Raw genomic sequence first — 13,053 nt, 5'->3', positions numbered from 1 at the left:
GCCCGAGCCAGTGGGCAGAGCCTGCGGCGGTGCGAGTTGCATGCCGCTTCAAACAAGACAAAGCCAGACGCCGCCCGCCACTCGTCGCAGGCGCGGTTCGGCGCTGGCGTTGGGCAGGTGTCCGGTCGCCTGCGCCGGGGTATTCCGGCACTGACGTCGTGACCCAGCGGCGTTCGGTGTTCTGCCTGCCGACGCGGGAGGACGACATGAGCATGACCACCGGTATTCCCGGCAGCGAACTGACCGACGAACTGCTGCTGCGGGAACTGCACCACCTGCACCAGACCCGCAACGAGACCTTCCTGCACGGTTCGGCGGATGCGCTGCGGGAGCACACGGCGCGCACCTTCGAGCTGGAGCAGGAGTACCTGCGGCGGTATCCCGACCGCGAAGTGGATCCCCGCCGCACCCGTTCCGGTGCGAGAGGAGAGCCGCAACATGCCTGAGCCACGCGTCGTGATCATCGGCGGCGGACACGCCGGCCTGACCCTCGCGCTGCGCCTGCAGTCGAAGCTGCGGCCCGGCGAAGCCAAGCTCACGATGATCGACACCCAACCGCACATGACCTACCAGCCGTTCCTGCCGGAGGCCGCAGCCGGTTCGCTGGAACCCCGGCACGTGGTGGTGCCGCTGCGCGAGGCGCTGCGCAAGAGCGAGGTGCTGACCGCTGAGGTGTCCCGGATCGATCACGCCAAACAGCGGCTGACCGCGACGCTCGGGGACGGCCGGGTCGAGCACTTCGGCTACGACATCCTGGTGGTGGTGCCCGGTTCGATCTCGCGGGCGCTGCCGATTCCCGGCCTGGCCGAACAGGGCGTCGGCTTCAAAACCATCGGCGAGGCGATCTTCCTGCGCAACCACGTGCTGTCCAGATTGGACATCGCGGCCAGCACCAGCGACGAGCGGCTGCGCCGCAGGCTGCTGACGTTCGTGTTCGTCGGCGGCGGCTACGCGGGCATCGAGGCGATGGCCGAGCTGGAGAGCATGGCCCGCGACGCGATCCGCAGCTATCCGCAGCTGTCGCCCCAGGACATGCGCTGGGTGCTGGTCGAGGCGATGGGCCGGATCATGCCCGAGGTCAGCCCACCGATGAGCGAATACACCAAGCGACGGCTGGAAGAACGCGGCATCGAGGTGAAGCTGAACACCACCGCGAAGTCCTTTGTGGATGGACATGCGGTGCTCTCGGACGGCGACGCGTTCGACACCGACACGGTGGTGTGGACGGCCGGGGTCAAACCGCACCCGATGCTGGAGGAAAGCGACCTGCCGAGGGATGCCAAGGGCCGCGTCGAATGCACGGCGAAACTGCAGGTCCGAGGCACCCACAACGCCTTCGCGGCAGGCGACTGCGCCGCGGTCCCGGACCTGAGCAGCAGCGATCCGGACGTGCTGTGCAGTCCGTCGGCGCAACACGCGGTGCGCCAGGCCAAAGTGCTGGCCGACAACATCGTCGCGCTGCTGCGCGGCGAACAACTCGTCAACTACAAGCACAAGTACGCCGGATCGGTCGCCGGACTCGGGCTGTTCCAGGGCGCCGCCGAGGTCTACGGGGTGAAGCTCAAAGGATTCCCGGCCTGGCTGCTGCACCGCACCTACCACCTCGCGAAGATGCCGACCGCATCCCACAAGGCCCGCATCCTCGGCGACTGGCTGCTGGGACTGCCGTTCCGCCGCCAAGTCGTCGCGCTCGGCGAACTGCACGACCCCCGCGCCGAATTCATCAAAGCGGCCAACACCCGCGGCCTGCCCGGCGCGCGCCGTCAGGTGGGCTGACCGCGATCACTCCAGACCGGACAGCGGGGCGACCCCGTGCTCCCAACGCACCAGTCGCCGTGCCTTGCCCGACTCGGTGCGCGGGATGTGATCCGGCGGCAGCACCCGGACGATGCAGCCGATGCCCAGTCGCGCACGCAGCGCCTCGGTGAGTTCGCGCTCCAGCACCTCGGCATCGCCGTGCGGGTCGTGCGGCTCGACGGCGATCCGCAGCTCGGGCCGCGAGCGGTCCCGGCGGTCCTCGACGATCAGGTAGTGCGGCGCCACCCGCCGATCGGCCAACAGCACCGACTCGATCTCCGACGGGAACACGTTGACCCCCCGGATGATCAGCATGTCGTCGGTGCGCCCGAACACCCGACTCATCCGGCGCAGCGTCCGCGCCGACCCGCGCACGGGCCCGTGCAGCGAAGCCACATCCCCGGTCCGGTAGCGCAGCAGCGGAGTACCGGTCTTGGTCAAGGTGGTGAACACCAACTCGCCGACCCCACCATCCGGCAGCGGCGCACCATCCGGGCCGATCACCTCGGGGTAGAAGTGATCCTCCGCGATGTTCAACAAACCCCCGGAGTCCAGCGACTCGCACGCCACGCCCGGCCCGATGATCTCGGTGAGCCCGTAGATGTTGAGCGCCCGCAACCCCAACAGCCGCTCGACGCTGTGCCGCATCTCCTCCGTCCACGGCTCAGCGCCGAACAACCCCACCCGCAGCGACAACTGATCAGCGGTGATCCCGGTCGAGGCGAACGCCTCACCGAGGTAGATCGCGTACGACGGGGTGCAGCACAGCGCATCGGGCCGCAGGTCGAGCAGCAACCGCAGCTGCCGGTCGGTGGCACCGCTGGACGCCGGTAGCACGGTCGCACCCAGCCGCATGGCGCCGTGGTGCACGCCGAGCCCACCGGTGAACAGCCCATAACCGTAAGCGCAGTGCACGAAGCTCCGCCGCGTCACACCAGCACCACCCAGCGCACGCGCCATCACCTGCGCCCACACATCGACGTCGTGCGCGGTGTAGGCCACCAGCGTCGGCCGCCCCTTGGTACCCGAGGAACCGTGCACGCAGACGATGTCCTCCTCGGGTGCGGTGCGCAGCCCGAACGGGTAGTTGTCCCAGAAGTCCTGCTTGGTGACCAGCGGCAACCGGTTCAGCTCGTCGAGCCCGACATCGGCACCCCGCGAGACCCCGCAGTCCCGCAGCCGCCCGGCCTGCCACCCGTCGGCGGCCAGCAACCGGTCGATCAGCCGACGCAAACGTTGTTCCTGCAGTTCACGGCGTCTCTCAGGGTCGGCTCCCTCGGCCTCGGGAACCACCAGCGAAGGACGCGCCCGCTGTGCTGTCGCCACGCCCCAGGGTGTAGCAGCTCCAGGGCGCCCGTGGGTAGATCCAAGAGGGGGGACCCCCGACAGAGCCCCGGGCAGCGCTGTTGTACTGTGTTCACACACGAGATGAGCGGTGCGGAAACGAACCGAACACCTCGGGGTGAGCAAGGGGCTGTGGCGCAGCTGGTAGCGCACTTGACTGGCAGTCAAGGGGTCACGGGTTCGAATCCCGTCAGCTCCACATCGTTGACCTGGGCCGATGCGACCGAGCATCGGCCCAGGTTCGTATTGCCTGTCTAACTGCCTGTCTATCTCTTCCAGGTCGGGCAATGGACACTGGCTCGACTCCGAGTGCGGACTCGATGACAGCGTAGGCCGCGTCGCAATGGGAAGCCGGTGATCCGTCTGCGTGCCGCCGCCGAGACTTCCCCTCCCGTCGACATAGGTAGCCGCTATGGCCTGCCCAGGCATGGTTTAGTCTAGTGACGTAGTCGGAGGTAGAGAGCATGGTCTGACGGGCTAGGAGCGTCGGTTGTTGATCTCAAGCGTCACCACTGTTCCGTCTCGTCCGAATGCGACCGGTCTACCGTTCGATGCGCCGTTCCCTGCGATCTGGCTCCACTTGTTCCAGACTCGCTGAGCGCTACGGAAATATGATCCCAGTCGTTCCTGTCCAAGCTCCTCATATACACTTTCTTCAATCCCTCGAAAAACGTCCAATCGCCTACCATCAGGTAACGGCATTGAGTATTGTGTTCCTTGCGCGGACAAACCTCCCGGCAAGGGGAATCTTCGGGATGTCTTGATCTCAGCCGCATCCTCTAGCGGTAATCCATATTGGCCCTGGCTATCTTCATATAGCCGTGGTGTGCGGTACTTTGCTGCTGTCTCGCCGTCGCCAGCAAACGCCAGAACTGAGGCGGCGAAGGTTCGAGCGAGGACCCGCGAGAACCAGCGACGGCTTGCCTGCGGAATCGAAACTACTTGGGGAATTTCTAAGTCTTGTTCTGCGAGTTCGGAATAGTTCTCGCTTGCGCCGAATTCCTCGTCTTCTATTGGTTGGTCTGGCTCGATTGCCAGGAGATCATCTGATGTGGGCGTGCGAGTACTGAAGGGCTCAGGAGGACCGTCGACTTCCTCAGAGAGCATTTCATCTAACTCATCGTCGGTTCCAGACCACAGCTCACTTTCGCCTGGTGGGTCTAATACGCAGACCTTGATTCCGGACGGCAAGAAGCGCGAGGCTACCATCAGAGAGGATAAGTTTTGTCCTTCAATTTCTACGGAACGTACCTGAGTGCACGCTTTCGCTAGTTGTCCTATTATCTTCGTCTCGCCTGGGGAGTGTGTTCCCTTGCATTCCAGCACGACAATCTTGAGTCCACCGCCTCCGCGGATTCGTCGGCCAATAAGGAAATAATCTGGGCGGCTTTGCAGGCCAGCTACTTGTGTTGCTGATCCTATGCCAGGGATGCCGCGATCGAGAGCAAAGTCTGCATCCACCGGGCTGAATTCCCATCCAGGGTGCTGTTTGCGTAGAGTCTCCTGTGCAATGACTAGGGCGAGTCCAATTCCAAGATACTCGGATTGGGCGACTTTGTGGTGGTGGACGACTTCGTCTCCAAGAGACGACAGCGAGAGTTTTCCCTTCTTGGTCTCCAGTGTGGCGCAATAACGCAGTTGGGCCCAGTGGTGGGCTATTGCCGTGAATGGAGAGTCTCCGTAGAAAGTGGTCGCAACGCCTACCTGGCGTAGCACCTCGACAGGTGTGACGGAAAGCGCTTCCGGGAGATCTGCTGGTACTATTCTTGGATTTTTTCGGAATCGGTACGCGGGGAATTTTATGGATCTCCGGTGGGCTTCTTTGGTTACCTTGTCGACGAGTGGCTGAGATGAATCTAACTCGACAAAACCCGGACTTGCTAGATGGCGCAACAAGTGTTCGACAGCCACTTTCCCCGCCTCCGATCCGTGATTTTTACGGAGCAGACGGTACGCAGGAAGCTAGCATCACAACAACGATTGATAACACAACCACCGTTCTGGCTGGCAACCATACGGCGTAGCGCATGGGGAAGTTAGGCTGACCAGGTGCTCAGGAGCGTGCAGAAGTCGTTGTGATCCCTCCGTGCGCACGCCGCGCCAACCAGACGTTTCCATCAAGGTGGGTCCCGCTGAAAACCGCTCCGTCGCTGAAGTGGATCCAATCAAACGGATTCGCGGGTCAGTTTCTCGTTGAGCAGCACAACATTCTGCCGTTGGTCAAGCAGAAAGCAGAGCAGGGAACGGTCTTTCGCTTCGTGGTCGGTGACGAGACGTCACCGGCGGTCATTCAGCGCGCGGTCGAAGAGGGCACCACCGGCGGGCTGGAAGGCCGCATTCAGATGATGCGTCGGTACCTCAGCAAGGTTGCCGAACTGCCGAACGTCGAAGTCCGCACGCACGGCACGATCCTCTACAACTCGCTGTACCGCGCTTCGATGACCAGCTGCTCGTCAACGGACATGCCTTCGGCTCGCTTGCGGGCGAGAATCCGGTCATGCACCTGCGCAAGGTTCCAGACGGGCCGATGTGGGAGCACTACCTACGCTCGTTCGAGCGGGGGTGTGGGACGTCGCCACGCCTGACACTGTCTGAGGAGAACAACCGTGGCCCGCCGACGCTGGTGACTCGCAATCACGGCAGCAGCTGGTAATTCTCCTCGCTCGCCAAGGCAACGTCGATGAGCTTCGAGTCCGAGCCGACGCTGGTGACTCTCTGGCCGTTGACCTGTTGGCTGCCCTGCTTGCTGATCGGGGCTACGTCGACGAGGCGATCTCTGTACTCCAAGTCCGAGCCGACGCTGGTCGCGCCTCGGCTGCGGTGCGGTTGGTTGATCTGCTTGTCGACAAAGGCTGCGTTGATGAGGCGATCTCTGTACTCCGAGTCCGAGCCGACGCCGGTTGTATTTGGGCTCCGGAGCGGCTGGTTAACCTGCTCGTCGACCAAGGTCGCGCCGACGACGCGATCGCTGCGCTTCGAGTCCGAGTCGACGCTGGTGACTCTCTGGCCGTTGACCGGTTGGCTGATTTGCTCGTCAACAAAGGCTGCGTTGATGAGGCGATCGCCGTAGTCCGAGTCCGAGCCGACGCCGGTCACGTCTGGTCAAAGATTTGGTTGGCTCGCCTGTTCGATGATCAAGGCGACTTCGACGAACTGCGTGCCGAATGAGGTGAGGATAGGCGGTGTCGGGCTGCTGCGCGATCACCAGGTCGTGACAGGGGTTGGCGGGTCACTTGGCCACAACGGCTGGGTCAGTTCGGTGGCGATCAGTCGGGACGGGACCAGTTGACCACCATATCTAACTGCCTGTCAGACGGTGCGGGTTCCTACGGACACTCATGGACGCCTCAGGACTGTCCGCGCTGGCTAGGGCGACAGGAAGCAGATAGATCAACTCGCCAACGTGCCTGGCAATCAGAGGTGCGGGCCGCAGATGTGACGGGCTGTCGTGGTCCCAGTTTTGGTCTCATTCGCTACCGTTCATCGGCGGTCGGCTACATTCGCTCCAGGCTTCTGACCAAGACATACGGTTCAGGCGAAGGGTGCTGAACGGGTGGTCATAGAGCTGAAAGGCGGGAGGTTGGTGGCTAGACTTCGGCCCGGCGACCGCAGCGCTGTTCATGGAAATCCACGAGCGCTGCCTGTCTAACTGCCTGTCAATCGGTGCGGACTCCGGCGGACACCCGTGGACAGGTCCGGACTGACCGCGCTGGCCAGCGTGCCACCCGCAGCAGGTAGATCAACCCGCCAATGTGCCTGGCAGTCAAGGGGTCACGGGTTCGAATCCCGTCAGCTCCACCGATCGCAGAGACCATCTACCTGAAGCAAAACCGCAGGTAGATGGTTTTTTTGTGCGTTCCGATGGTGATCTTGGCCTGATCGGCATCATCCACAGCTGTGGACCACCGTAAGCCTTGAACATTCAGAGTGGCCATTTCTCGGTGCCTGCAACAACGGCCGAGGTGCATCTACGATCATGGCCCGTGAGTGGTGAGGGAAGATCAAGCGCTCCTCGGGCCCGAGCCAGGTGGATCAGGTCCAGTGTCTCTGTGATCGTGCTCCTTATTGGTTCCTTGGCTGTCTTGAGCGCTTTGATTCTGTTCATGCCTGGTGCGGTAGTCGATCACGACCTCTCAGGTGCACGCATCGCTCCCAAGGACCGCCTGAGCGCAGTCAACGCCGTGCGCACCACACTCCTGCAAGCCGCTGGGGGCATCGTGGTGTTCTTTGGCGCGTACGCAACGTGGCGACAGTTGCGCATTAGCCAGGACGGCCTCAACGCGATGCGGGAAGGCCACGTCACCGACCGCTTTACCAATGCGGTCGATCAGTTGGGCAGCGACAAGCTCGACGTCAGGATCGGTGGTCTGTACGCGCTGTGGCGCGTCGCTGATCACTCGCCCAGAGAACGCGAAGCGGTCATCTCGATCATGGCTGCGTTTCTTCGAACGCATTTGCCTTGGCCACCCACTGAACAAGGTGTGCCATCGCCGAACGTCTCCATCAACGAGGTTCCGCCACTGGAAACACGTGCTCCAGATAGTCAGGTGGCCCTGACTGCGCTCGGGGTGCTTTCCGAAGGCCGTGCCCCAACTTGGCTCAACGTGAGCGGTACCGATCTCCGGCGAGCTGACTGCGATGGCCTGAACCTTCAGGGGATCGTGTTCGATCGCGCGTGCATGGAAGCGGCGACTCTTTACCAGGTAAACCTGACAAAGGCGTCGCTTGCCGAGGTCAACCTGAGGCACGCCGAGTTGGCGACTTCGATCATGCACGGGACTCGATGTGTGGCAGCCGACTTACGCGGTGTGCGTCTGGTCTGGAGCGACCTTTTCGAAGCCGATCTGACCGGAGCGGACTTGCGCGAGGCGAATCTGCGCAAGGCTCGTGCCCGGGGAACCTTGTTTACAGGGGCGGACCTTCGCATGGCCGATCTCCGCGGAACGGACTTGTCTGCGGCCACACTCACTCAGGCCCAGCTGCAGGGGGCTCTGGTCAGCAAGACGACGACTTGGCCGATCGGGTTTGACGTCAGTGACACGGGCGTGATCGTCACCGACGACCCTAACCACGAGCCAACCATGCTTTCCGGATTTACCCTACGGACCGATCTCGTGCCTTTACGGACCGACGCCTGATCCGCAGTTCGGAAGGCTTGCGGGACGGCAGGTGGCTCTCAGCGACTCACTAGACCGCCCACCGGATCCGGTGCGGGTGGGCTCCTTGGCTGTCCGGGCTGCATCGGTTGACCTCTACCAAACTTGAGGTTGCATGCTTTCGGTTCTCGCATCGTCGAATGGATGCGAGCGGGTGGTATGCGAGTGTCAAGGAAAGGAACATCATGACGACAACGACAACCGACGGCCCAGCTGGCGCGGCCAGCCAGGTCACCGTGCTCGGTCTCGGTGACATGGGATCGGCGATTGCCAAGACGTTCGTCGACCGTGGATATCGCACGACGGTCTGGAACCGGACCGCGAGTAAGAGCGCGCCGTTGATCGCCGCCGGTGCCACGGCGGCCGCGACGGCTGCGGAGGCGGTGGCAGCGAGCCCGCTGGTCGTGGTCTGTTTGCTCGACAGCACAGCGGTTGACGAGGTACTGGGTTCGGTTGATGCTGCGGTCGCAGGCAAGGTGCTGGTGAATGTCACGAGTGGCTCGCCCGCCCAGGCGCGGGCGAACGAGCGCTGGGCGAGTGAGCGCGGTGCCGGGTACCTCGATGGCAAGATCATGGGAGATCCGCCGTACGTTGGTACACCGAACGTCATGTTCCCGTTCAGTGGTTCCCGCAGCGCGTTCGATGCCCACGAGTCAACGCTGCAGCTGTTGGGCAGCATCGCGTACCACGGCGAAGACGCCGGCTTGGCCGCGGTCGAGTTCATGGCCCAGGTCGCGGTGGGTTACGAATTCCTTATCGGCTTTCTGCACACGCTCAGGCTGGTTCAGGCGGAAGGCGTCGATGTGGCGGAGTTCGCCGAGCGTGTCGCTGGCTCGTTGGGCGGTTACCCGCCGTTGTTGACCTCGTTCGGCAAGGCGGTCAAGAGCGGTGCGTACGGACCGGATCTTGGTTCGCTCAACGTCCAGGCCGCGCTGATGGACGACATGATCAGCCATCGGGAATCCATCGGCGTGGAAGCCGTGCGGATGCGGGAGGTCAAGGAACTGATGGATCGTCGGATCGCTGGCGGCCACGGCGAACAGGGATTTTCGAGTTTGTTCGAGTTGTTGGCGAAGCGACAGTGACGCCTGTTCATTGCCACGGTGAGCTGTGTCGATCGCTCGTGCGGGGATGTGGCCCGCAGTTGCTCGACCGGCGTTGAACCATCACGGGCCCAGGCAATGCCTGTCGCCGGGTGCGGGTGTGCGGGATTGATTCACGATCTCGGGCGCCTGCACCCCGTCCTGGTTGCATGACTTGGACGGTCGAAAGGCCACCTCGCCGTACACCACCCGAATCCAGCTTCGAGATTACGACATCGGATTTGAGAACCTACAAACAATCTGTAGGGTCTCACGCCTGGCGACATGTTGATCTTCGCTGACCTGCGGGTTCACTGCGGCAGAGCGAGTGACTATCTGAGTGACAATTGCCGCGCACATCTGCGGACACCTACGGATGTGCCCGCACTGCTTTTGCAGGCTCCGAGGCCGCCTGTTTACCCGATGCATCCTCACCCGGCCGCCGCAATCCTGTTCGCGCCGCCCTCTGCGCGGACTCCGTCACATACGATATTGATGTTGGTGGACGGCTGACCGACGGAGGTGGCAGGTGGATCGACGAATCCGGGGAGTCGGCCGGGACGACGAACTTCGGGACGAAGACTTGTCGAAGGGTGATGAGGTTCTAGTGGCCCCAAGCGACGGCAATCAACCCTCCAGCCGTGCCGGATCAGTCAAGAGGCAAAAGTGGGGCTGGTGGATTGGCACGATTGTGTTGCCGATTCTGTTATTTTTACTGCCCTACATAATGGGCGGGCCGAAATCGTCGGACCGTGATGGCAGCGCATCGACTCAGTCGACTTCCTCGTCTCCTCCTTCCAGTTCGGAGACGCTGCCGCCTTCTGCAACCGCGACAAGCATTGGAAACAATCCGGTCGACGACGCAGCGGTGAGGCTTGTGGCTCATACTATGAAAGTCAACGTCAACGAGAACATTGATCTTGACGTCGTTCCACCTGTATCCCCGGGAGGAAACGGGGAGGACGTATTCATCGGAGAGAATACCATTCAAGTCGATGACCAGACACTCGCGGCGCTTGCTTCAGGAACTCCACCGTCCAGTGAATCGCAGTGTCTCGAACGGTCTGAAAAGAACGGAAAATGGTTTCAAGAGTTTGAACGCGGGGCGCAATTCTGCGGTCGGACCGACGAAGGCCGCACATTCTACTTGCGGGTCATTGAGCCTGCTCAGGCTACTGACGACGTCAGCATTGAAGTGACGGTGTGGGAACTTTCCAGCTGATGTGGCAACCTCGACCTCGTCCAGGCTCAGGCCTGAATCGACGGCCGGAAAGTCAGCATTGCCGCTGCTACCGCCTGATTCCCGTCGACACGAAACAGCAGGTCAGTCAACCAGACGACACCCAGCCGCCACTGGAAAACACCAGGTCAGCGACAGGTAACGCGGGTCACCTAGGGTTACCTCGTCGCAGAGGGTCTGAAGCCAGCCGCGGCGCTGCGCATAGGGATGAGTACTGGGCATCTTGATCTCCTCGCGCCGTGGTGACTTTGGCATGCTCGATGCTGGCTTGCAGGGCGTCCAGGAGGTCGGCCATGGCTGTCGTGATTCTGATGTATTTAATTGGCGTTGTTGTCGACGATCTTCGTGATGTTGTCCTGGACTAGTCGCAGCTTTGCGAAATCTCGTCGGCGGGCGCGGTCCTGGGGAATGGCTCGGGGTTGTGGTTCCAGTGCTTGATCTGGGACCGGTCCCGGACGTGCATGCTTAGGGTGCGTACATGCCTTTCGTTGATCTGCCAGAGCTAGGTTTGACCGGAAACTGGTTGGTCACGCCAGCCGAACGGATGCTCGCCGCGCGCACGTTGCCCGCAGCGCCGCCGGGAGCGGATCTTGGGACGCGCTGTAATCGGCTCGCCAAGACGCTGGTAGCGGTTAAAGACGGAATGCGCGCCGACCTCGATGGCGTCAGTTGTGCTGTTACGACGGATAGTGGGGTTGGTCGGTCGTGTCGTGGTACGTCCCCGTTGGCGTAGGCGTTGGGGTCTTCCTCGTCTTCCTTTTCGTTCGGCGGGGTCATCCCGGCAGTGCGTGACGAGCGAGCGCACCGCAAGGCGATGGCGGAGCGAGCCGCCAGGGTCCGCGTAAACCGGACCGGACCCAGCGAGCTGGGTGCGCTGCTGCACGTGTGCCGCCGCGAGCCGCGACAGCAGCGCAAGCTCACGATCCGGGCGTCGCTGATCGGCCTCGTGGTAGTCGTGGCCGTGCTCTGGGCGGGGATCGGGAGCCTCTCGAACAGGTCATACGAGCACTGGGTTCCGATCGGCGCCTTCGGCGCGATGGCAGGCATCGCCCTCTCCGTGCTGCTCACCGGCTTCGCCGCCGGTTTCCACTACCTGCGGCATCGCGACGAGGAATTCCGGTTGCACGAAGGCGGTTTCGTGCACGCCGATGCGCGCGGCACGCGGAACGTCCTGTGGGACGACATCGTCGAGGTTGGGGACAACAACGGACTGCACTGGACCGCGGCGGGCAACGTCAAGATCCGCGACGGACGGACGATCGTCGTCTCGGGCTCTATCCAGGACGGGTCGACGTTCGTCGAGGACCTCCGCCAGGCCGTGTACCACGGACGCTATCCCCGGCACGAGACGCATGTGATCGCGCCGGGTTGACCCGGCCAAAACACGACGTAGAGCCACCGTGGCTTCCCATCTGGCCACATCCGCAGGACCACGACCGCAGAGGAGATCCTGGCCGAGGTCCGCCTCGTGCAAGCCACCACCAAGAAACTCGTCGACAACAACGAGAAGTAAAGACACCAGAATTACAAGACACTAGTGCGAAGACAATTTGGAACGGCCGAGCCCCCACTGTTCCAGCTCTTTGACGTGGACCGGCGTGGACCATCACACCAGCGAACCATGCGAAACGTGCAGGTGGGGGAGAAGTCAGCAAACGCCAAAAGGTCGAGTAATTCCAGGTCGCGGAAACTCCGAAGTACTGGCAGTCAAGGGGTCACGGGTTCGAATCCCTCAGCTCCACGGACTCGGGCGATGTGTGTTCGCGGAAAGCGCGAACCGTGTCGTACGTTGTGTTGATCGCGGGGGCCGAGCCCCCGCGAACATCATCCCAGGTCAGTGCACGCAGTTCACTGGTGCGCCGCGCCGGTCGAGAACTACAACGCGGCAGAATCCGTCCGCCGCGCCCAAACCGTCCACGTGGCAGCAGATTCCGCAAGGTGCGTACGGTGCCCGTGGAGTACCCCAGCCGGGAACCGACACGTTCCAGAGACTCGGCCGCCGTGTACCTGCGAGTCATCTGTTCGACCTCCGCAGGCGACGGGTCGCGCGACGCAGGCGGACGCCTCGCGTACGGAGGAACGACGCTAGTCGCTGACGACTCACACCAACGTCCTTCGCGATCACCCGCTACGTATCGCCGACCGCGTACCGAGCTTCCGCTATGACGAACGTCTCGTCGCTGATCCTCGTCTGCTGTCGGACACTGGGCGCCACACGAGGAGCAAACGCCTGGTCCGCAGCCGGATCGCGCGCTGCATCGAGCCGCACCTTCCCGCCAGCCACGCTGGCGCGTCAGGCCGGAAACAACCTTGAATCCACAGACCCAAATCTGCCCCGTCTGATGGCGGGGCAGTTTCGTATCCGGGCCTGGTTCGTCGGTCTCGCCGTTGCGGGCGCGGCGGGGATGAACGTGACGTGTTCGTCCTCGTCGAC

At 62.7% G+C, this 13,053-nt stretch carries 10 protein-coding genes and 1 tRNA gene; 7 read left to right on the top strand and 4 right to left on the bottom strand.

Going from position 1 to position 13,053, the window contains the following annotated elements; translation table 11 throughout:
- Positions 1–158 precede the first annotated feature (158 nt).
- Positions 159–446, top strand: coding sequence for a DUF6158 family protein (locus ACTWQN_RS24870; RefSeq protein ID WP_443205974.1), 288 nt, complete (start codon positions 159–161; stop codon positions 444–446).
- Positions 439–1,776 carry an NAD(P)/FAD-dependent oxidoreductase gene (locus tag ACTWQN_RS24865; RefSeq protein WP_443205973.1) on the top strand — a complete coding sequence of 446 codons (1,338 nt, stop codon included), beginning with the start codon at positions 439–441 and terminating at the stop codon, positions 1,774–1,776. Before ACTWQN_RS24870 ends, ACTWQN_RS24865 begins: the two co-directional genes overlap by 8 nt.
- A gap of 6 nt (positions 1,777–1,782) precedes the next feature.
- Here the strand turns inward: ACTWQN_RS24865 and ACTWQN_RS24860 are convergent, their stop codons facing one another.
- Positions 1,783–3,030 carry a phenylacetate--CoA ligase family protein gene (locus ACTWQN_RS24860; protein WP_443205972.1) on the bottom strand — a complete coding sequence of 416 codons (1,248 nt, stop codon included), beginning with the start codon at positions 3,028–3,030 and terminating at the stop codon, positions 1,783–1,785.
- Between the two features lie 237 nt (positions 3,031–3,267).
- On the opposite strand from ACTWQN_RS24860, the gene ACTWQN_RS24855 reads away from it, so the two are divergent.
- Positions 3,268–3,340: transfer RNA gene (locus tag ACTWQN_RS24855), tRNA-Ala, on the top strand.
- Positions 3,341–3,618: 278 nt separating this feature from the next.
- Here ACTWQN_RS24855 and ACTWQN_RS24850 read toward each other — a convergent pair.
- The 3 genes from ACTWQN_RS24850 to ACTWQN_RS24840 form a co-directional block, all read right to left on the bottom strand.
- Positions 3,619–5,052 carry a hypothetical protein gene (locus tag ACTWQN_RS24850; protein ID WP_443205971.1) on the bottom strand — a complete coding sequence of 478 codons (1,434 nt, stop codon included), beginning with the start codon at positions 5,050–5,052 and terminating at the stop codon, positions 3,619–3,621.
- Positions 5,053–5,417: 365 nt separating this feature from the next.
- Positions 5,418–5,543, bottom strand: a complete 126-nt coding sequence (locus tag ACTWQN_RS24845) for a hypothetical protein (RefSeq protein WP_443205970.1) — start codon at positions 5,541–5,543, stop codon at positions 5,418–5,420.
- A gap of 232 nt (positions 5,544–5,775) precedes the next feature.
- Complete coding sequence (locus ACTWQN_RS24840) at positions 5,776–6,237, bottom strand: hypothetical protein (RefSeq protein ID WP_443205969.1); 462 nt, start codon at positions 6,235–6,237, stop codon at positions 5,776–5,778.
- 953 nt (positions 6,238–7,190) lie between these two features.
- Between ACTWQN_RS24840 and ACTWQN_RS24835 the strand changes: the two genes are divergently transcribed.
- The 4 genes from ACTWQN_RS24835 (at position 7,191) to ACTWQN_RS24820 (ending at position 11,991) form a co-directional block, all read left to right on the top strand.
- Complete coding sequence (locus ACTWQN_RS24835) at positions 7,191–8,279, top strand: pentapeptide repeat-containing protein (protein ID WP_443205968.1); 1,089 nt, start codon at positions 7,191–7,193, stop codon at positions 8,277–8,279.
- A 203-nt stretch (positions 8,280–8,482) separates the two neighbouring features.
- Positions 8,483–9,382: an NAD(P)-dependent oxidoreductase gene (locus ACTWQN_RS24830; RefSeq protein ID WP_443205967.1), complete on the top strand. Its 900-nt coding sequence runs from the start codon at positions 8,483–8,485 to the stop codon at positions 9,380–9,382.
- A 526-nt stretch (positions 9,383–9,908) separates the two neighbouring features.
- On the top strand, positions 9,909–10,601 hold the full coding sequence (locus ACTWQN_RS24825) for a hypothetical protein (protein WP_443205966.1): 693 nt from the start codon (positions 9,909–9,911) through the stop codon (positions 10,599–10,601).
- A gap of 802 nt (positions 10,602–11,403) precedes the next feature.
- Positions 11,404–11,991 (top strand): hypothetical protein, encoded by a 588-nt coding sequence (locus tag ACTWQN_RS24820; protein ID WP_443205965.1) that lies wholly within the window; start codon positions 11,404–11,406, stop codon positions 11,989–11,991.
- Positions 11,992–13,053 lie beyond the last annotated feature (1,062 nt).

The sequence above is a fragment of the Saccharopolyspora antiqui genome, from assembly GCF_052246905.1.
In the GTDB taxonomy this organism is placed as follows: Bacteria; Actinomycetota; Actinomycetes; order Mycobacteriales; family Pseudonocardiaceae; genus Saccharopolyspora.
This window is presented reverse-complemented; position numbering and strand designations above follow the sequence as displayed.